General features: G+C 71.0%; 13 protein-coding genes. 9 read left to right on the forward strand and 4 right to left on the reverse strand.

Going from position 1 to position 20,122, the window contains the following annotated elements; genetic code table 11:
* Positions 1-3 precede the first annotated feature (3 nt).
* Genes J3P44_RS04130 through J3P44_RS04180 form a run of 9 tightly spaced genes read left to right on the forward strand, consistent with a single transcriptional unit; the run spans position 4 to position 12,518 of the window.
* Positions 4-1,146 carry an FAD-binding oxidoreductase gene (locus tag J3P44_RS04130; protein WP_255888962.1) on the forward strand — a complete coding sequence of 381 codons (1,143 nt, stop codon included), beginning with the start codon at positions 4-6 and terminating at the stop codon, positions 1,144-1,146.
* A 51-nt stretch (positions 1,147-1,197) separates the two neighbouring features.
* A complete protein-coding gene (fdhA, locus tag J3P44_RS04135) occupies positions 1,198-2,412 on the forward strand; it encodes a formaldehyde dehydrogenase, glutathione-independent (protein WP_255888963.1) in 1,215 nt (404 codons plus the stop codon).
* Between the two features lie 16 nt (positions 2,413-2,428).
* On the forward strand, positions 2,429-3,727 hold the full coding sequence (gene glyA / locus J3P44_RS04140; RefSeq protein ID WP_372496469.1) for a serine hydroxymethyltransferase: 1,299 nt from the start codon (positions 2,429-2,431) through the stop codon (positions 3,725-3,727).
* Positions 3,727-4,947, forward strand: coding sequence for a sarcosine oxidase subunit beta family protein (locus J3P44_RS04145; protein ID WP_255888964.1), 1,221 nt, complete (start codon positions 3,727-3,729; stop codon positions 4,945-4,947). The genes glyA and J3P44_RS04145 overlap by 1 nt, the downstream gene beginning before the upstream one ends.
* 31 nt (positions 4,948-4,978) lie before the next feature.
* The gene (locus J3P44_RS04150; protein ID WP_255888965.1) at positions 4,979-5,293 is read left to right on the forward strand and encodes a sarcosine oxidase subunit delta; all 315 of its coding nucleotides are present in this window, start codon (positions 4,979-4,981) and stop codon (positions 5,291-5,293) included.
* Positions 5,290-8,196: a 2Fe-2S iron-sulfur cluster-binding protein gene (locus tag J3P44_RS24900; RefSeq protein WP_305121879.1), complete on the forward strand. Its 2,907-nt coding sequence runs from the start codon at positions 5,290-5,292 to the stop codon at positions 8,194-8,196. The genes J3P44_RS04150 and J3P44_RS24900 overlap by 4 nt, the downstream gene beginning before the upstream one ends.
* Positions 8,189-8,827 carry a sarcosine oxidase subunit gamma gene (locus J3P44_RS04170; RefSeq protein WP_255888966.1) on the forward strand — a complete coding sequence of 213 codons (639 nt, stop codon included), beginning with the start codon at positions 8,189-8,191 and terminating at the stop codon, positions 8,825-8,827. The genes J3P44_RS24900 and J3P44_RS04170 overlap by 8 nt, the downstream gene beginning before the upstream one ends.
* Positions 8,827-10,197, forward strand: coding sequence for an L-serine ammonia-lyase (locus J3P44_RS04175; protein ID WP_255888967.1), 1,371 nt, complete (start codon positions 8,827-8,829; stop codon positions 10,195-10,197). Before J3P44_RS04170 ends, J3P44_RS04175 begins: the two co-directional genes overlap by 1 nt.
* On the forward strand, positions 10,197-12,518 hold the full coding sequence (locus J3P44_RS04180) for an FdhF/YdeP family oxidoreductase (RefSeq protein ID WP_255888968.1): 2,322 nt from the start codon (positions 10,197-10,199) through the stop codon (positions 12,516-12,518). Before J3P44_RS04175 ends, J3P44_RS04180 begins: the two co-directional genes overlap by 1 nt.
* 106 nt (positions 12,519-12,624) lie before the next feature.
* Here J3P44_RS04180 and J3P44_RS04185 read toward each other — a convergent pair whose 3' ends face one another.
* The 4 genes from J3P44_RS04185 to J3P44_RS04200 all read right to left on the reverse strand — a co-directional run bounded on the left by J3P44_RS04185 (position 12,625) and on the right by J3P44_RS04200 (position 20,069).
* Complete coding sequence (locus J3P44_RS04185; protein ID WP_255888969.1) at positions 12,625-14,418, reverse strand: BCCT family transporter; 1,794 nt, start codon at positions 14,416-14,418, stop codon at positions 12,625-12,627.
* Positions 14,419-14,623: 205 nt separating this feature from the next.
* Positions 14,624-15,187 carry a hypothetical protein gene (locus J3P44_RS04190; RefSeq protein ID WP_255888970.1) on the reverse strand — a complete coding sequence of 188 codons (564 nt, stop codon included), beginning with the start codon at positions 15,185-15,187 and terminating at the stop codon, positions 14,624-14,626.
* Between the two features lie 73 nt (positions 15,188-15,260).
* Complete coding sequence (locus J3P44_RS04195; protein WP_255888971.1) at positions 15,261-16,658, reverse strand: FAD-binding oxidoreductase; 1,398 nt, start codon at positions 16,656-16,658, stop codon at positions 15,261-15,263.
* Positions 16,659-16,796: 138 nt separating this feature from the next.
* Entirely contained in the window at positions 16,797-20,069 is a 3,273-nt protein-coding gene (locus J3P44_RS04200; protein ID WP_255888972.1) for an ATP-binding protein, read from the reverse strand.
* Positions 20,070-20,122: the final 53 nt, after the last annotated feature.

Raw genomic sequence — 20,122 nt, forward strand, 5'->3', positions numbered from 1 at the left:
GAAATGTCGTCCATCCAGGCACCTCAGCGCCTCGTGCCGTCCCTGCAGTCGCCCGTCTGCTGGACGGAGGAGGACCAGGCCGTGCTGGTGTGCACCGCGGTCAGCGACGTCACCCACGACGTCAAGAACTTCGTGTTCGAGCCCGAGGGCGACCAGGTCTTCGACTTCGAGGCCGGTCAGTTCCTGACCCTGATGCTCGACATCGACGGCTACCCGGTGAACCGCTGCTACACGATCTCCTCGCCTCCGACGCGCCCCCACCGCCTTGCCATCACCGTCAAGCGTGTCCTGGGTGGCGCGGTGTCCAACTGGGTCCACGACAACATCGTGCCCGGCAGCAAGGTCAACGCGATGGCGCCGCTGGGTGCCTTCACGCTCGCCAAGCAGCCGGCGGAGAAGTATCTCTTCCTGTCGGCCGGCAGCGGGATCACCCCGCTCATGTCCATGCTGCGCACGATGTACGACCTGGGGTCGCACGCCGACGTGGTCTTCCTCCACAGCGCGCGCACGCCGAGCGACATCGTGTTCCGTCACGAGCTCGCGGCCATCGAGACGCTCATGCCCAACCTCCGCGTGGTGCACGTCTGCGAGAACGACTACCCCTCGGAGCGCTGGGGTGGCATGCGTGGGCGCCTCTCGCCCACCATGCTCCACACGATCGTCCCCGACCTGCACGAGCGGGTCACCTTCAACTGCGGTCCGGTGCCCTACATGGAAGCCGTGCGCCGCATCCTCGGCGAGCTGGACTACGACCTCGGCAGCTACCACGAGGAGAGCTTCACCTTCGACGACCCGGCCCAGCCGGGCGCGACGCCGCCGCCGGAGGGAGTCGCGTACGACGAGATCGCCGTCGCTCCGCCGCCCGCCGGTGACGACGGGGTGGCGACGTACTCCGTCGAGTTCACCAAGAGCGGGCGCACGATCACGTGTCGCGCCGACCAGTTCGTCCTGGACGCGGCCCTCGCCGCCGGCGTACGCCTCGCGTCGTCCTGCAGCCAGGGCATGTGCGGCACCTGCAAGCTCCCCAAGCTGTCCGGCGAGGTGGAGATGAACCACAACGGCGGCATCCGCCCGCGCGAGGTCGCCGCCGGAAAGATCCTCGCGTGCAGCTCCAAGCCACTCAGCGACCTCTCGCTCGACGCCTGATCGCGCCCACAGCGCACCCCATCACCCCCGAACCAAGAATGGAGTCACCCCATGGCTGACAACCGAGTCGTCGTCTACGCGGGACCTGGAGAGGTCGCGATCGAGACCATCGAGTTCCCCAAGCTGGAGATCCCACGTGAGGTCGCCGAGGGGCTCGGCATCAAGCAGGCCGCCCCGCACGCGGTGATCCTCAAGCTCGTCACGACCAACATCTGCGGCAGCGACCAGCACATGGTCCGTGGCCGGACGACGGCGCCCGTGGGCCAGTCCCTGGGCCACGAGATCACCGGCGAGATCGTCGAGATCGGCGACGACGTCCTCTTCCACGAGGTCGGCGACATCTGCTCGGTGCCGTTCAACATCGCGTGTGGTCGCTGCCGGATGTGCAACGAGGGCAAGACCGGCATCTGCCTCAACGTGAACCCGGCGCGTGCCGGCGCGGCCTACGGCTACGTCGACATGGGCGGGTGGGTCGGCGGCCAGGCGGAGTACGTGATGATCCCGTTCGCCGACTTCAACCTGCTGAAGTTCCCCGACCGCGACGCGGCGCTGGAGAAGATCCTCGACCTCACGATGCTCTCCGACATCTTCCCGACCGGCTACCACGGCGCCTACACCGCCGGCGTGACCACGGGCTCGACGGTGTACGTCGCCGGTGCCGGCCCGGTGGGCCTCGCCGCGGCGTACTCGGCGCAGCTCCTGGGTGCCTCGACCGTCATCGTCGGCGACATGAACGCCGACCGCCTCGCGCAGGCCGCCAGCTTCGGCTGCGAGGTCGCGGACCTGTCGAAGGGTGACTCGCTGGTGGACATCGTCGCCGACATCCTCGGCGAGCCGGAGGTCGACGCGGCTGTCGACGCCGTCGGCTTCGAGGCGCGCGGCCACGGCAAGGACGCCGCCGAGGCGCCCGCCACGGTGCTCAACGACATCATGAACATCTCGCGTGCCGGCGCCTCCCTCGGCATCCCCGGCCTCTACGTGACCGGCGACCCGGGCGCGGTGGACGACGCCGCGAAGGTGGGCCAGATCGGCGTGCGGCTCGGCCTCGGTTGGGCGAAGTCCCACACCTTCGTCACCGGCCAGTGCCCCGTGAAGAAGTACAACCGCCAGCTGATGAACCTGATCCTGGCCGACAAGGCGCACATCGCGAAGGCCGTGAACGCCACCGCGATCAGCCTCGACGACGCCGCTCTCGGCTACGCCGCGTTCGACAAGGGCGCCGCCCAGAAGTTCGTCATCGACCCCCACGGCATGGTCGGGGCCTGAGTCGATGAGTGATGTCATGACCTCACAGATGTCCGTCCTCGACCGCACCCTCGCCGACTTCGACCCCGAGGTCGCCGAGCAGATCGAGCGCGAGCTGGTCCGCCAGCAGACGACGCTCGAGATGATCGCCTCGGAGAACTTCGCTCCGAGGTCGGTCATGGAGGCCCAGGGCTCCGTCCTGACCAACAAGTACGCCGAGGGCTACCCCGGCCGCCGCTACTACGGCGGCTGCGAGCACGTCGACGTCGTCGAGCAGCTCGCGATCGACCGGATCAAGGCGCTCTTCGGTGCCGAGGCCGCCAACGTCCAGCCCCACTCGGGCGCCCAGGCCAACGCTGCCGCGATGTTCGCCGTGCTCAACCCGGGCGACACCATCCTCGGCCTGGACCTGGCCCACGGCGGTCACCTGACCCACGGCATGCGGATCAACTTCTCCGGCAAGCTCTACGACGTCGTGGCCTACCAGGTCTCGCCGGACGACTTCCGCATCGACATGGCCGAGGTCGAGCGCCTCGCCGTCGAGCACAAGCCCAAGCTGATCATCGCCGGCTGGTCGGCCTACCCGCGTCAGCTGGACTTCGCGGAGTTCCGGCGGATCGCCGACAAGGTCGGCGCCTACCTGATGGTGGACATGGCCCACTTCGCCGGCCTGGTGGCCACCGGCCTCCACCCGAGCCCGGTGCCGTACGCCGACATCGTCACCACCACCACGCACAAGACCCTCGGCGGTCCGCGCGGCGGCGTCATCCTCTCGAAGGAGTCGCTGGCGAAGAAGATCAACTCGGCCGTCTTCCCCGGTCAGCAGGGTGGTCCGCTCGAGCACGTGATCGCCGCCAAGGCGGTGGCCTTCAAGATGGCCGCCGAGCCGGCGTTCAAGGACCGTCAGGAGCGCACCCTCGAGGGCGCGCGGATCATCGCCGAGCGGCTCTCGCAGCCCGACCTCGCCGAGGCGGGCATCTCGGTGCTCTCCGGCGGCACCGACGTGCACCTGGTGCTGGTCGACCTGCGCCACTCCGAGCTCGACGGCCAGCAGGGCGAGGACCGGCTGCACGCCGTGGGCATCACCGTGAACCGCAACGCCGTGCCGTTCGACCCGCGTCCGCCGATGGTCTCCTCGGGACTGCGGATCGGTACGCCGGCGCTCGCGACCCGTGGGTTCGACGCGGTCGCCTTCACCGAGGTTGCGGAGATCATCGCGGCCGCGCTGACGGGCGAGGGGGAGGCCGAGCAGCTCGCCGAGCTCCGCGGCCGCGTCGAGGCCCTCGCCGACAAGTTCCCCCTCTACCCGCCTCAGTTCGACAGCCAGGAGCGCTGATGTCCCACGGTATGCCCGGCGAGCACCCCGAGTGGCTCTGGCGGGACCCCGACCCGAAGTCGTCCTACGACGCGGTGGTCATCGGCGGCGGTGGCCACGGCCTCGCCACGGCGTACTACCTCGCCAAGAACCACGGCATGACCAACATCGCCATCCTGGAGAAGGGGTGGCTGGCCGGCGGCAACATGGCCCGCAACACCACGATCATCCGCTCGAACTACCTCTGGGACGAGTCCGCGGCGATCTACGAGCACGCGCTGAAGCTGTGGGAGGAGCTCCCCGAGGAGCTCGACTACGACTTCCTCTTCAGCCAGCGCGGCGTGCTCAACCTGGCGCACTCCCTCGGCGACGTCCGCGACTCCGTGCGCCGCGTCGAGGCCAACCGCCTCAACGGTGTCGACGCGGAGTGGCTCACCGCCGAGGAGGTGGCCAAGGTCTGCCCGATCATCAACATCTCCGAGGACGTGCGCTACCCGGTCCTCGGTGCGACCTTCCAACCGCGCGCCGGCATCGCCAAGCACGACCACGTGGCGTGGGCGTTCGCCCGGGCATGCGACGCGATGGGCGTCGACATCATCCAGAACTGCGAGGTCACCGGCTTCGTCAAGGACGGCAACCGGGTCACCGGTGTCGAGACCACCCGCGGCCGGATCCTCTCCGACACCGTCGGCATGGTCGCGGCGGGCCACTCCAGCGTGCTCGCCGAGAAGGCCGGCTTCCGGCTGCCGGTGCAGTCCCACCCGCTGCAGGCGCTGGTCTCCGAGCTCTACGAGCCGGTCCACCCGACCGTCGTGATGTCCAACTACGTCCACGTCTACGTCTCGCAGGCGCACAAGGGCGAGCTGGTCATGGGCGCCGGGATCGACCAGTACAACGGCTACGGCCAGCGCGGTTCGTTCCACGTGATCGAGCACCAGATGGCCGCGGCGCTGGAGCTCTTCCCGATCTTCGGCCGGGCGCACCTGCTGCGCACCTGGGGCGGCATCGTCGACGTCTGCCCGGACGCATCGCCGATCATCGGCGCGACTCCGGTCGACGGCCTCTACGTCAACGCCGGCTGGGGCACGGGTGGCTTCAAGGCCACTCCCGCGGCCGGCTGGGCGATGGCCCACACCATGGCCACCGGTGAGTCGCACGAGCTCAACAAGCCCTTCGGGCTGGAGCGCTTCACCACCGGCCACCTCATCGACGAGCACGGCGCCGCCGGCGTCGCGCACTGATCCCGCCCGAGACTGAGAAGGAGCACCTGCCATGTTGCAGATCGAGTGCCCGTGGTGCGGACTGCGGGACGAGACCGAGTACCACTACGGCGGCCAGGCGCACGTCGCCTACCCCGAGGACCCGAGCGCGCTGAGCGACGAGGAGTGGGCCGAGTACCTCTTCTTCCGCGACAACCCCAAGGGTCCCTTCGCCGAGCGCTGGGTGCACAGCGGCGGCTGCCGCAAGTGGTTCAACGCCGTGCGCGACACCCGGACGTACGAGTTCCTCGCGGTCTACACGAGCAACGACCCCCGGCCCGACATCAGCAGCCTGGCCAGCGCCGACACCGCAGGAGCAACGGCATGAGCAGCCCCCAGACCCCACGGCGCAGTCACCGCCTGCCCGCGGGCGGCTGCATCGACCGTGACACGGTGCTGACCTTCACCGTCGACGGCGAGCAGCTCACCGGTCACCCCGGCGACACCATCGCCTCGGCCCTGATCGCCAACGGGCGGGTCCGGGGCGGTGACTCGATCTACCGCGGCCGCCCCCGCGGCATCCTGGCGGCCGGTGGCGAGGAGCCCAACGCGTTGGTCCAGATCCTCGGCGAGCACTCCGAGCCGTCGGTCACCGCGACCGTCCGCTCGCTCACCGACGGCCTGAAGGCGAAGACGCTGTCCGGCTTGGGAGTCCTGGACCCCGAGCCCGACACTGCGGCGTACGACAAGCTGTTCGTGCACACCGACGTGCTGGTCGTCGGCGCCGGCCCCTCGGGCCTCGCCGCTGCCCTGTCGGCCGCGCGCTCCGGCGCCCGCGTCATCCTCCTCGACGAGCAGGCCGAGCTCGGTGGCTCGCTGCTGGGCAGCCGCACCGAGCTGGTCGACGGCACGCCGGCGACCGAGTGGGTCGCCCAGGCGGCCGCGACGCTCGCCGCGGCCGAGGAGGTCACGGTGCTCACCCGCACGGCCGCCTTCGGTTCGTACGACGACAACTACGTGCTCGCCGTCGAGGACCGGGCCGGCGGCTCGTCCGCCCCCCAGCCGGACGGCTTCTCGCGCCAGCGGGTCTGGCACATCCGTGCGGCCCAGGTGATCCTGGCCAACGGCGCCTACGAGCGCCCGCTGGTCTTCGCCGGCAACGACGTCCCCGGCGTCATGCTCGCCGGTGCCGTGCGCACCTACCTCAACCGCTACGCCGTGACGCCCGGTCGCCGCTTTGTGGTCGCCACCACCAACGACAGCGCGTACGACGTGGTCGAGGACATCCTCGCCGCCGGTCTCGAGGTGGCCGCCGTGCTCGACGCCCGGGGCAGCCTGTCGGTCCGCGCGACCGAGGTCGCCGCGGCGGGGGTCCGGGTCCTCTCCGGCACGACCGTCGAGCGGGCCGAGGCCGACAGTGGGACTGCGCTCCTGACGCGGGTCCACGCCGCGTCGATCGCCGACGACGACACCGTCACGCCGCTCGAGACCATCGACGCCGACGTGCTCGCGGTCTCCGGTGGCTGGAGCCCGCTGGTGCACCTGCACACGCAACGCCAAGGCACCACGACGTACGACGCGTCGCTGGTCGCCTTCGTGCCAGGGAGCAAGGTCAAGGACCAGACCGTCGTCGGCGCCAACAACGGCACCTTCCTCCTCGGCGACGCCCTCGCCGAGGGCACGTCGGCAGGCGCCGCCGCGGCAACCACGGCCGGTTTCCCGGTCGAGGCCACCACGGCGCCTGCTGCCGCGGGCACGGCCACCGAGGTCGGCGAGGTCCGCGCACTGTGGCTGGTGCCCGCCGCCGAGGGTGAGCCGGGGGAGTGGGACGAGCACTTCGTCGACCTGCACCGCGACCAGAGCGTCGCCGACGTCTGGCGCGCGACCGGTGCCGGCATGCGCAGCATCGAGCACGTCAAGCGCTACACCTCGATCGGCACCGGCCAGGACCAGGGCAAGACGTCCGGCGTCAACGCCGGTGGCGTGATCGCCGCGGCACTCGGGCTCGACGTCGCCGAGGTCGGCTTCAGCAACCACCGCGCGCCGTACACGCCTGTGCTCTTCGCGGCGCTGGCCGGCCGGGAGCGGGGTGAGCTGTTCGACCCCAAGCGGATCACCCCGATCCACGGCTGGCACGTCGAGCACGGTGCCGAGTTCGAGGTCGTCGGCCAATGGCTGCGTCCGTGGTACTTCCCCCGGGACGGCGAGGACCTCGACGCCGCGGTGGAGCGGGAGTGCCGTGCGGTGCGCACCAGCGTCGGCATGATGGACGCCTCGACGCTCGGCAAGATCGAGATCAAGGGCGCCGACGCAGGCGAGTTCCTCAACCGGATCTACACCAACGCCTACAAGAAGCTGGCGATCGGCTCGGCTCGCTACGGCGTGATGTGCAAGCCCGACGGCATGATGTTCGACGACGGCGTGACGCTGCGCGTGACCGAGGACAGCTACTACATGCACACCACCACTGGTGGCGCTGCCGGCGTGCTGGACTGGCTGGAGGAGTGGCTGCAGACCGAGTGGCCCGAGCTCGACGTCTACTGCACCTCGGTCACCGAGCAGTGGTCGACGGTGGCAGTGGTCGGCCCGAAGTCACGCGAGGTCGTCGCGAAGATGGCTCCCGGCCTCGACGTCTCCAACGACGCCTTCGGCTTCATGACCTTCCAGGAGACGACGCTGGCCTCGGGCATCCCCGCCCGGATCTGCCGGATCTCCTTCTCCGGCGAGCTCGCCTTCGAGATCAACGTCTCGGGTTGGTACGGCCGCCGGGTCTGGGAGGACGTCGTCGCCGCCGGCGCCGAGTTCGGCATCACGCCGTACGGCACCGAGACGATGCACGTGCTGCGTGCCGAGAAGGGCTACCCGATCGTCGGCCAGGACACGGACGGCACCGTCACGCCGCAGGACGCCGGCATGGACTGGATCGTGTCGAAGACGAAGGACTTCGTCGGCAAGCGCTCCTACACGCGTGCAGACAACATGCGGCCCGACCGCAAGCAGATGGTCGGCCTGCTGCCCGTCGACCGCACGACACGGCTGCCCGAGGGCAGCCAGGTCATCGAGGCCGGTCCGGCGCTGTCCGAGCGTCCCAAGCCGGTGCCGATGCTGGGCCACGTGACGTCGAGCTACGACAGCGTGGCGCTGGGGCGGCCGTTCGCGCTCGCCCTGATCAAGGGTGGTCGCGACCGCATCGGTGAGGTGCTGCTGGCGCCCGTCGGCGACCGCCTGGTCGAGGTCGAAGTGACCTCGTCCGTTCTCTACGACCCGGAAGGGACCAGGCGCGATGGCTGACCTGACCACGCTGCAAGGCCTCCGACGCAGCCCGCTCCACGACATGGCTGCCGAGCTCCGCGGCGGCCCCGTTCCCGGGGAGCGCGCGGTGCGGCTGCTCGAATGGCCGTACCTCACGATGGTGAGCCTCCGCGTCGAGCCGGGCTCCGACACCGCTCGGCGGATCGAGGGGGTCCTCGGCACGGGCCTCCCGGAGCGGTGCGGCGACGTGACGGGCGAGGGTGCCCACTCGGTGCTCTGGCTCGGGCCCGACGAGTGGCTCGTCGTCTCGCAGACGGCACCCGAGTCCCTGGTGGCCTCGCTGCGGTCGGCGACAGTGGACGGACGCGCCCAGGTCGTCGACATCTCCGCGAACCGTACGGTCATCGAGGTCTCCGGCCGGGCGGCCCGCGCGGTCCTCGACAAGGGCTGCCCGGCCGACCTGCACCCACGGGCCTTCGCCGACAACACCGCGATCACCACCTCGCTGGCCCGGGTGCCCGTCCTGCTGTGGAAGATCGACGCGCACACGTTCCGCGTCATGCCTCGGGCATCCCTCGCGCAGTACGTCGCGGCCTGGCTGCTCGACGCCGCGCTGGAGTTCGCCTCCCCGCTGCCGGCCGGCCAGGCGCCTGCCGCAGAGGGAGCCTGATGGCGCTCTCCGCCTTCGACCTCTACTCGGTCGGCATCGGGCCGTCGTCGTCGCACACGGTCGGTCCGATGCGCGCGGCGAGGCTGTTCGTCGAGGGGCTCGAGAAGTCGGGCCGGCTCGGCGACGTACGCCGCGTGCGCGCCGAGCTCTTCGGCTCGCTGGGCGCCACCGGACACGGCCACGGCTCGCCCAAGGCCGTCGTGCTCGGGCTCGAGGGCGAGGACCCGGCGACCACCGACACCGACCGCGCCGAGGCACGGATCGACGAGATCCGACGCTCCGGTGAGCTCGTGCTCAACGGCACGACACCGGTCCGCTTCGACGTCGACAGCGACCTGGTCATGCACCGGCGCAAGAGCCTGCCCGCACACCCCAACGGGATGACCTTCGCGGCGTTCGACGGGGACGACACGGAGATCCAGTTCCGCACCTACTACTCGGTCGGCGGCGGGTTCGTCGTCGACGAGGTGGCGACCGGAGCCGATCGCGTCGTCGTCGACGACACCGAGGTGAAGTTCCCCTTCAGCACCGGCCAGGAGCTGCTGGCCATCTGCGAGCGCGAGCAGATGTCGATCAGCGACGTCATGCTCGCCAACGAGCAGGCCTGGCGATCCGAGGAGGAGATTCGCGCGGGGATGCTGCACCTGTGGTCGGTGATGGCCGAGTGCATCGAGCGCGGCTTCCACCGCGAAGGCGTCCTCCCCGGCGGCCTCAAGGTGCCGCGCCGGGCTCCCGGGCTCTTCCGCGAGCTGTCGGGCAAGAGCGAGGTGGACCCGCTCCACGTCATCGACTGGGTGAATCTCTACGCCCTGGCGGTCAACGAGGAGAACGCGTCCGGCGGCCGCGTCGTGACCGCGCCGACCAACGGCGCGGCGGGCATCATCCCGGCGGTCCTGCACTACTACGTGCGGTTCGTACCGGGAGCCGACGACGACGGGATCGTGCGCTTCCTCCTCACTGCCGCGGCGATCGGGATCCTGTTCAAGATGAACGCCTCGATCTCGGGTGCTGAGGTCGGCTGCCAGGGCGAGGTCGGCTCGGCCTGCTCGATGGCCTCAGGCGGTCTGGCCGAGGTCATGGGCGGTACGCCGCCCCAGGTCGAGAACGCCGCCGAGATCGGCATCGAGCACAACCTCGGCCTCACCTGCGACCCGGTCGGCGGACTCGTGCAGATCCCGTGCATCGAGCGCAACGCGATCGCCTCGATCAAGGCGATCAACGCGGCCCGTCTCGCCATCATCGGCGACGGCACGCACAAGGTCAGCCTCGACAAGGCGATCAAGACCATGCGCGAGACCGGGGCGGACATGAAGACGAAGTACAAGGAGACCGCCCGCGGCGGTCTGGCCGTCAACGTCATCGAGTGCTGATGGCTGTCGACGACACGGACGGCAACGGGACCGGCTACACGGGCGACGACAGCAGGCTGCTCGGCACCGCGGACGAGACCGACCTCGCTGTCGAGCATCCGCACGACCATGCAGCGGGACTCCCCGCCGTCACGGTCGCCATGAAGCGCGCGCTGAGCCAGATGGGACCGAGCCGCACAGCGCGGACGCTGCTGCGCCTCAACCAGGCCGACGGCTTCGACTGCATGAGCTGCGCGTGGCCCGACCCGGACCCCGAGCACCGGCACCGTGCGGAGTTCTGCGAGAACGGTGCGAAGGCGGTGGCCGAGGAGGCGACGAAGGTCCGGGCGACGCCGGAGTTCTTCGCCCGGCACACCATCAGTGACCTGCTGCAGCAGACCGACCACTGGCTCGGCCAGCAAGGCCGCCTGACCCACCCGATGGTCAAGCGCCCCGACTCCGAGCACTACGAGCCGATCGACTGGGACGACGCGTTCGCCCTCGTCGGCGACCACCTGCGGCAGCTGGCGTCGCCGGACGAGGCGCTCTTCTACACCTCGGGCCGCGCCTCCAACGAGGCTGCCTTCGTCTACCAGCTGTTCGTGCGCGAGCTCGGGACCAACAACCTGCCCGACTGCTCCAACATGTGCCACGAGTCGAGTGGCGTCGCCATGATCGACACGATCGGCATCGGCAAGGGCAGCGTGAGCCTGGAGGACCTCTACCGGGCGGACCTCATCGTGCTCGCCGGACAGAACCCCGGGACCAACCACCCGCGGATGCTCTCGGCGCTCGAGATCGCGAAGCGGCGCGGTGCCCGCATCATCTCGATCAACCCGTTGCGCGAGGCCGGGCTGGTGAACTTCCGCAACCCGCAGTACCCCCGCGGCGTCGTGGGCGCGGGGACCGACCTCAGCGACCTCCACCTGCAGATCCGGCTCAACGGCGACCTCGCGCTCTTCCAGGCCATCGGGTGCCTCCTGGTCGAGTGGGACGCGGTCGACGCCGACTTCGTCTCGGGCTACACCGAGGGCTTCGGCGAGTGGCGCGACCACGTCCTCGGCGTGGACTGGGACCAGGTGCTCGCCGCGACCGGGCTCTCGCGTGAGCAGATCACCGAGACGGCGAGGATGATCGCCGACTCCGACGCCACGATCTACTGCTGGGCGATGGGGCTGACCCAGCACCGCAATTCGGTGGCCACCATCAAGGAGGTCATCAACGTCGCGCTCGCGCGTGGCGACATCGGCAAGCCAGGGGCGGGCCTGTGCCCGGTCCGCGGCCACTCGAACGTCCAGGGCGACCGCACCATGGGCATCTGGGAGAAGCCGCCGCCGGCGTTCCTGGACGCGCTCGAGGCGGCGTACGGCTTCGAGCCACCGCGCCACCACGGCTTCGACGTCGTGGAGTCCATCCACGCCATGCTCGAGGCCAAGGCGGCGGTGTTCGTGGCGCTGGGGGGCAACTTCCTGCATGCCGCACCCGACACCGCCCTGACTGCAGCGGCCCTGGAGAAGACGGCGCTGACCGTGCAGATCTCCACGAAGCTGAACCGCTCGCACCTGATCACCGGTCGCACCGCGCTGATCCTGCCCACCCTCGGGCGCACCGAGCGCGACGACCAGGCGACCGGACCGCAGTTCATCACCGTCGAGGACTCGATGTCGGTGGTGCACGCCTCCCGCGGCCGGCTCGACCCGGCCAGCGAGCACCTCCGGTCCGAGGTCGCGATCGTCACCCGCATCGCCGAGGCCGCCCTGGGCGACCGGTCGGTCGTGGACTGGGCAGCGCTCCGGTCCGACTACCGGCTGATCCGTGCCGGGATCGAGCGCGTCGTGCCCGGGTTCGTCGACTTCGAGCGGCGGGTGGTCGAGCGGAGCGGGTTCGTGCTGCCGCATCCTCCCCGCGACACCCGCAGCTTCCACACGCCCTCCGGCCGGGCGCAGTTCACCGCCTCGCCGATCGAGACGATCGAGGTGCCACCAGGTCACCTGGTGCTGCAGACCCTGCGCAGCCACGACCAGTTCAACACCACCATCTACGGCCTGAGCGACCGCTACCGAGGCATCGAGGGCGGTCGTCTCGTGGTGATGGTCAACCGCCGCGACCTGAAGGCGATGGGCCTGCGCGACGGCGACCGGGTCGACATCGTCAGCTGCTGGGAGGACGGCCGGGACCGCCGCGTACGCAACTTCCGCGTCGTCGAGTACGACACCCCGGTCGGCACCGCCGCGGCCTACTATCCCGAGACCAACCCCCTCGTGCCGCTGGGCTCTGCCGCCGAGGGCAGCAACACCCCGACCTCGAAGTCGGTCGTGGTCCGGCTCGAGCCGGTCGGCTGACCCGACCGGGCCCCCTGGTCTGACCACCAGGCCTCACCACCTGGCACCACACACAAAACTCCGGCCGTGCGCGATGCGCACGGCCGGAGCTCTGTCTGGCGGGAAGCTACGCCGGGTCGTCCCCGGTGCTGCTCTTGGCGCCGTTGGTGCACTCCACGCTGAAGGCGAAGTCGTCACCGTGCTCGGTGACGCCGGCGATCACCGCCTGCGCGACCGCCTCCTCGCCGTACTGGCGGCGAACCATCAGCGGGTCCTTGCGCAGGTCCTTCACGAGGGCCACGGTGATTCCGACCATCACGAGGACGAACGGCAGCGCAGCCACGATGGTGATGGTCTGCAGACCGCTGAGCGCGTCAGCGCCTCCGACCAGCAGCATCACCGCGGCGGACGCCCCGGTCGCAACGCCCCAGAAGATCACGTTGAACCGGCTGGGGTGCTGGGTGCCCTTCTCGGAGAGCGTGCCCATCACGATCGACGCCGCATCGGCGCCCGAGACGAAGAAGATCGCGACCAGCACCATGACCAGCACCGAGGTGACGGTCGCGAGCGGGAAGGACTCGAGCGTGGTGAACAGCTGCGACTCCAAGCCGCCGGCACCCGCGATGTCGACACCGTTCTGCTGCAGGTTCATCGCGGCGCCGCCCATGACGCAGAACCACACGACGCTGACCAGGCTGGGCACCACGAGCACGCCGGTGACGAACTGGCGGATCGTGCGACCGCGGGAGATGCGGGCGATGAACATGCCGACGAACGGCGTCCAGGACAGCCACCACGCCCAGTAGAAGACCGTCCAGCCCTCGAGCCAGGCCTGGGTGTCGGCACCCTCGGCGCCGGAGCGGGCCGACATCTCGGGAAGGGTCTGGATGTAGCTGCCGATCGACGTCGGGAGCAGGTCGAGCATGAAGATCGACGGGCCGACCACGAACAGGAACAGGGCGAGGGTGACCGCCAGGACCATGTTGATGTTGGAGAGCCACTGGATGCCCTTGGCGACACCCGACACGGCGGACACCACGAAGGCGGCGGTGAGGACGGCGATGATGCCGATGAGCACGGCGTTGCCCGTCGTGCCGATGCCGGCGACGATCTCCAGGCCCGTCCGGATCTGGAGGGCGCCGAGGCCCAGCGAGGTCGCGGAGCCGAACAGGGTCGCGAAGATCGCGAAGATGTCGATGACCTTGCCGACGCTGCCGTGCGCGTGCTTGCCGAGAAGGGGCTCGAATGCGGCGGAGATCAGCTGCAGGCGGCCCTTGCGGTAGACGCCGTACGCGATCGCGAGCCCGACGACGGCGTAGAGCGCCCACGGGTGCAGCGTCCAGTGGAAGAGGGTCGTCGCCATCGCGTTCTGGACGGCGTCGGGGTTGCCGGCCTCGCCGGTGCCCGGGGGAGGGGCCACCATGTGCGAGATCGGCTCGGCGACGCCGTAGAACATCAGGCCGATCCCCATGCCGGCGCTGAACATCATGGCGATCCAGGAGATGGTCCGGAACTCGGGTCGCTCGTCGTCGCGACCGAGCGGGATGTTGCCGTAGCGGCTTGCCGCCAGCCAGATGACGAAGACGACGAACGAGCTCGACGTGAGCACGAACAGCCAGCCGGCGTTGCCCATCACCCAGCCGAGAGCGTTGCCCGATGCACTGCTCAGCGAGGTGGTGCTGATCATTCCCCAGGCGAGGAACGCCAGCGCGACGACCGCGCTGACGCCGAAGACGACCTTGTCGACGCCACCGCTCTCAGTGCGGGGCGCCTCGGGCTCGACGTCGAGCGCCGGGTGCGGGATGGGGTCTCCCGCCGGTGACTTGAATGCGTCCTCGACAGCGTCGTGGACCGCCTGCGCGGTCGGCCTGCCGTTCCTCACCGGCGGCCGACGGCGCGGCGTCTCGGGGGTGGTGGTCATGCTGTGTGTCCCTTCGATGGGTCCGTGCCCGGGCCCTTCGACGATAGACCTTTGTTGTGACAGACGCAACAGACTGCTCAGCATGCAACAAAGGCTTGACATTTGTGTGACCTGGCTCACTATGCCGGTGCTCACGCCCCGCTCGCGCCAGCGACAGGACAGTGCCCGTGGCCACCGGGTGGTGGCCACGGGCACTGTGGGTGAGTCAGCAGGAGACCGACGGGTTCCACGGCGCGAAGACGCCGTCGGGGTTGCTGTCGAAGAGCCAGACGTGCAGGTCGTAGTGCACCGGCATCCCCGGGCCGTGACCCGTCATCGGGCCCTCGAAGGGGCGTCCCCAGAGGCTGGGACGGTCGCCGTCCGTGCTCAGGTCCTGGTCCGCGTCGGCCTGGAACCACTCGGCACCGATCAGCTCGTAGCCGCCGCCCGCGGTGGGGGAGTAGAGCAGGAGCGCCGGCTCACTGGCGTCGACCGGCGCCATCGCCCGGGCCGGGTTGAGGAAGTGCACGCCCATGCCACCCTCGGGCGACTCGGTGCACTCCGAGACCGGGATGAACCCGTCGGCGAGCGCGTGCTGGACGTCGGCGTACGGCGCCAGGCTCCGCTTGAGCCCGGCCAGGGCGCGGCCGGCGCCGTCACGCGAGTGCCGGTCGGCACTGCTCGGCTCGTGGACTTCGCCGTCGTGGGCGGAGGCCGACCCGCCCGTGACGAACAGGGCGGAGGACAGCAACGCCGCGGAGAGCGTCGTGGCGAGAATGCGGTGGGACATGGTGACTCCTTGAGAGTTGGTGGTTGGTGGTGACGATGTGGGACGGGCCTGACAGATCGCTGACGGGCCGCTGTCACGTCCCGAGCACGGGCTTGTTGCTGCGGATGACGCCGTGCGGGTCGCGCTCGCGCTTGATCGCCTGCAGCCGCGCCAGCCGCTCGGCGTCGTAGCCCGTGGTGTCGTCCTGGCCCTCGCCGACGAAGTTGGGCATGCGGTGCGCGCTGGCCAGTCGGCCGAGGGTCGCGTCGAGCATGGAGAAGGCGTGCGGGATCGCCACGGCCAGCTCCGGCACGGCGGGCACGCCGAGCGCGAACACCTGGAAGGGCTCGGTCACGGGCCGGACTGCGCCCCCAGCGGCGCCGTCGTCGGCGAACGCGCCTCCCAGGCCCCGGATCTGGACGAACATCAGCGGGCAGGCGCGCGGGTCGCTGATGGCGGCGCAGAGGTCGTCGATCGCCTCGTCGTCGAGACCGGTGAGCAGCATCGAGTGCTCGAGGGCCGGCATCGGCTCGGTCGGTTCGGCCGCGACCGCATCCAGGCTGCCGGGGGTGATGACCTGCATGAGGTCCATCTCGACCGGCGCTGCGTCGCGCAGCGACCACAGGAGGATGTTGGCCATCTGCTCCGAGCCGAGGTAGGTCGCCGCGACGTTGACGAACGACCGGCCGCGGAGCGGCTCGGGGACGTCCGGGATCGGCGGGAAGTGCAGCACGTGGGCCCACAGCGTCAGCTCGCGCGGCGCCACGAGGGCCAGGTCCCGGAAGGCCTTCAGCACTGCCGGCGCGTGCTCGACCCGCCACAGCAGCTGGCCGCCGTACATCTCCGGCGCGTCGAAGAGCGCCAGCTCCAGTCGTACGACGATGCCGAAGTCGCCGCCGCCTCCGCGGAGCGCCCAGAACAGGTCGGGGTCGGAGGCGCGGGTGACGTGGACGAGCTCGCCCGACGGATCGACCACGTCCAGGGACACCACGCTGTTGGCGGTGAAGCCGTGTGCGCGGGTGAACCAGCTGACACCGCCACCCAGGATCAGTCCGACGACGCTCGGGTCGGGGTTGCTGCCGGCGAGCGCCATCAGGCCGGTGCCGTCGAGGGCGGCGCAGAGCTCGCCCCACTTGACGCCGGCGCCGACGCTGACCGTGCCGCGCACGCGGTCGACCTCGATGCCGTGCAGCGCACGGGTGCGCAGCAGCAGGGTGCCGTCGAGCGTGGTGCGCGGGGCGTGGCCGGTCGGCTGCGCGCTGACCGACGTGCCGTGGGCCGCGGCAAAGCGGACCGCCTCGACGACGTCGCCGACGTGGGCGACCTCGAGGACGGCGGCCGGCTGCTGGTCGACGTTGACGATCCAGGGGGTCCGTACGTCCTGGAAGTCGGCGTCGGACGGAGTCACGAGGCGGCCGGAGACGACGAGCCGCAGCGAGTCCCAGTCAGTCGCGGACGGACCGGAGGACAGAGTGGTCAGGGTGCTGGTCATGGTGGGTCCTTCGTCGGGGTCGACCGATCCTGTTGATCGGGACGTGTCCCCAGCGTCGGAGCCGCCGCTTACCGGCGCCTTGCCATTCCCTTGCCGTCCGTCGCGATCCGTCCCTTGCGATCCGTCCCGCGCGCGGGCTCAGTCAGTCGCGTCGAGCGCCGCGAGCCGCTGCCGGGCGATGCGCTCCCAGCGAAGGCAGCCGACACGGGCGTTCTCCACGACGGCGCGCTCGAGCACCGCGCGGCCCTCGTCGAGCCGGCCGAGCGCCACCAGCCCACTTCCCAGGAAGCAGGCGACGCTGCCGAGGGACTGCACGCTCCCGTACGTCGCGACGGCGCCGGTGAACGGTCGGAGCCGGTCGACCGCTGCGGCCAGGTCGGGGTGCCGCGCGGCCGCCATGACGTCGACGGTGAGGCAGGCGGCGAAGAGACCGGCGTAGTCCCCACCCACCTCCGTGGGCGTGCCGAGGAGCCTGACGCCCGCATCCACCTCGCCCGCCGCGCAGAGCGCACTCGCCACCGCGGTCCGGAAAGCCAGGTAGGGGTGGCTGATCGCCGAGGCGACGATGTCCGGCGGGACTGGCGCTCCCTGCGGAGCGCTGACGATCGTGTAGAGCCCGGTCAGCTCGGGCAGGCCCACGACTGTGGTGCGACGGTGCAGCGCGAGGGTCTCGCGACCGATGCGGACCGCGTCCGGGTCCTCCGACTCCACGGCACGCATCCATCGCCACCAGCCCAGCGGCACGTCGGAGCCCGTGTGCCCGAGCCGGGCGGCCAGCTCCAGCACCGGAGCCATCTCCCGGTCGGCCTCCAGCGCCTTCCCCTGGTGGTGGAGCGCGGTCGCCAGCTGGAACCGCGCGGCCATGACGTACTCGTCGGTGTCGGCGACCTCCAGGGACTCCCGTGCACAGACCTCGCGCTCCTGTGCCTTGCCCGGCGCCCACAGCGCGACCTCCCGCGCCGCCAGGCAGTCGCGAAGCACCTGCCGATCGCCGCTGGCGCGAGCCAGCTCGATCGAGCTCCTCCCACACCGGTCGCCCTCGTCGTGGCGCCAGGCGATGTAGTGCTCGAGGCCGAGGTTGGCCCAGACGCGCGCCCGCAGCCCGGCGTCCTCGACGTGCTCGAGGCACAGCTCGAGGACCTCGACGGCGTGCGGGTCCTCACTGCCCATCTCGCGCCAGTGCCACACGCCGGAGCTGCGGAAGCTGGTGGCGGCCTCGGCCATCCGGGTGTAGTCGTCCCGCTCGCGCGCCAGCCGGATCGCCTCGTCGAGCGTCGCGAGCATGCCGTGGAGGTCGCCCAGGCGTTGCCGTGCGGTCGACAACGACAGCAGCAGCCCGTGCCTCCGCACCGGGTCGGGGTCCGGGATCTCCCGCTCGACCTCGACGGTGCGCGTCCAGAGGGTCAGTGCCTCGGCGAAGGCTCCCCGCGCCTCCGCCGCCTTGGCCGCCCGGCGACCGAAGTCGACGGCACCCTCCGCGAGCTCCGGGAGGTAGGGCGCGGCGAGCGTGTGGTGGTGCGCGACCTCGCCGACCAGGTCGGGGTCCCGGGCCAGCCGTTCGCCCAGGGCTCGCCCGACCTGGGCGTGCCAGCGCGCTCTCCGCCCCAGCGGGAGGTCGCCGTACACGGTCTCGCGGGTGAGAGCGTGCACGAAGCGGAGCTGCCCGACCACGCCGGTCTCCTCCACGATCCCGGCCGCGACCGCCTCGTCGAGGTCGTCGAGGACCGCCTCGCCGAGCGCCGCCGTCAGCAACCGCGTGTCGAACGTCCGCCCGACGACCGAGGCCACCGAGAGCGCGGTGCGGGTCGGCTCGGCCAGCTGGAGGACTCGCATCCGCAGCACGTCGGCGATGCCGTCAGGCACCTCCAGGTGCTCGGCGGCCTCCGCCGTCGCCCGGCCGCTGGCGGCCAGCAGCCGAGCCATCTCGAGCACGAAGAAGGGGTTGCCGTCGGTCCGACGGGTGAGGACCTCGACCAAGGCGGGATCGGCGTCGACCAGCACGTCCTCGAGCAGCGCGGCGACCGCCTCGTCGCTCAGTGGAGGCACGGGCACCCGGCGTGCCTCGAGGCGGGAGAGCCCGGCGAGCGCGTGGGCGAGCACCGGGTGGCGGCGCGGGTCGACGGTGCGCACGGTGGCCACGAAGAGCACGGGACGTCCGCGCAGCTCCTCGGCGGCGTACGCCAGCAGCCGCAGCGACGTGTGGTCGGCCCAGTGCAGGTCCTCCAGCAGCACGACCAGGGGCCGGGACCCGCTGCCGAGCAGCCGGGAGACCGCGGCGAACGTCCGCAGCGTGGTGGCCGCGGCGGCGCCCGCATCGGTCGCGCTCGCCCCCTGGGTCCCGCCCCCGAGCAGCGCCCGCACCTCGTCGGGCACGGCATCCTCGGTGTCGGCGAGGTCGCGCAGCACGGGGAGCCACGGCCAGTACGGCGGCGCCAGGTCGGCCTCGTGGCACCGGCCGACCACGACCCGAGCCCCGCGGTTCGCGGCCCGGTGAGCCGCCTCGCTGGCGAGCATGGTCTTGCCGATCCCGGCGTCCCCGGTGATCAGCAACAGGCCGCCGCGGTGCTGGTCGACCAGGTCGGTGAGCACGGCGTCGATGACCGCCAGGGCCTCGCTGCGACCGACGACCCCGGACACCCGGGCGCGGGTGGCGTCCGCGTCGGGGGTCATCGGCGGCCGTGCGTCGAGGGCGGGGTCGTGGGCGAGCATCTGCCCCTCGAGCGTGCGCACCGAGGCGGACGGGTCCACACCGAGCTCCTCGACCAGGGCCGTTCGCAACGTGCGCAGCGTCTCGAGGGCGTCGGCCTGGCGCTGGCTGCGGTAGAGGGCGAGCGCGAGCAACGACCACAACCGCTCCCGGAACGGGTGGTCGCCGACCACGCCCGCCAGCAGGCGGTGCGCCTCCTCCGGTCGGCCGAGGGCCAGGAACGCCTCGGCCCGGCTCTCCACCAGGGTCAGCCTGGCCTCCTCGAGGCGGACCGTCTCGGCTGCGAGCGTGGGCGCGTTGCCGAGACCGGCGAACGGCTCACCCCGCCAGAGGCCGAGCACACCGGCCGTCGCGTCGAGGACCTCCGCCGGCTCCAGGCCGGCGAGCCGCTCGGTGAGCCCGGCGACGGTGACGGCGTCGACGTCCGCGCCGACGAGGGTGTAGCCCGAAGGATCACGGCGCACCTCGGCGTGCTCGCCGAGGACGCGGCGGAGCCGGGAGACCGCGACCTGCAGCGAGTTGGCCGCAGCGGCAGGCGGCTCCTCGCCCCAGAGCTCGTCGACCAGCCGGTCGTCGCTGACGTGTCGTCCCACGGCGGTCGCGAGCAGTGCCAGCAGCACGCGCTCACGCCGACCGCCGACGGTGCGCTCCTCGTCGCCGACCCGGAGGCGCAGCGGACCGAGCACGTCGATCGCGACGGTCATGGAGCCCTCCTCCCCCAGGTGCACGCAGCATAAGGGCGCCACGGCGACCCGGC

It is taken from the genome of Nocardioides astragali, assembly GCF_024436375.1.
Lineage (GTDB): Bacteria > Actinomycetota > Actinomycetes > Propionibacteriales > Nocardioidaceae > Nocardioides > Nocardioides astragali.

Coding starts and splice junctions, on each gene's coding strand:
- J3P44_RS04185 (WP_255888969.1), bottom strand. CDS start 14,418: ATGACCACCACCCCCGAGACGCCGCGCCGTCGGCCGCCGGTGAGGAAC.
- J3P44_RS04150 (WP_255888965.1), top strand. CDS start 4,979: ATGTTGCAGATCGAGTGCCCGTGGTGCGGACTGCGGGACGAGACCGAG.
- J3P44_RS04180 (WP_255888968.1), top strand. CDS start 10,197: ATGGCTGTCGACGACACGGACGGCAACGGGACCGGCTACACGGGCGAC.
- glyA (WP_372496469.1), top strand. CDS start 2,429: ATGACCTCACAGATGTCCGTCCTCGACCGCACCCTCGCCGACTTCGAC.
- J3P44_RS24900 (WP_305121879.1), top strand. CDS start 5,290: ATGAGCAGCCCCCAGACCCCACGGCGCAGTCACCGCCTGCCCGCGGGC.
- J3P44_RS04145 (WP_255888964.1), top strand. CDS start 3,727: ATGTCCCACGGTATGCCCGGCGAGCACCCCGAGTGGCTCTGGCGGGAC.
- J3P44_RS04175 (WP_255888967.1), top strand. CDS start 8,827: ATGGCGCTCTCCGCCTTCGACCTCTACTCGGTCGGCATCGGGCCGTCG.
- J3P44_RS04195 (WP_255888971.1), bottom strand. CDS start 16,658: ATGACCAGCACCCTGACCACTCTGTCCTCCGGTCCGTCCGCGACTGAC.
- fdhA (WP_255888963.1), top strand. CDS start 1,198: ATGGCTGACAACCGAGTCGTCGTCTACGCGGGACCTGGAGAGGTCGCG.
- J3P44_RS04190 (WP_255888970.1), bottom strand. CDS start 15,187: ATGTCCCACCGCATTCTCGCCACGACGCTCTCCGCGGCGTTGCTGTCC.
- J3P44_RS04170 (WP_255888966.1), top strand. CDS start 8,189: ATGGCTGACCTGACCACGCTGCAAGGCCTCCGACGCAGCCCGCTCCAC.
- J3P44_RS04130 (WP_255888962.1), top strand. CDS start 4: ATGTCGTCCATCCAGGCACCTCAGCGCCTCGTGCCGTCCCTGCAGTCG.
- J3P44_RS04200 (WP_255888972.1), bottom strand. CDS start 20,069: ATGACCGTCGCGATCGACGTGCTCGGTCCGCTGCGCCTCCGGGTCGGC.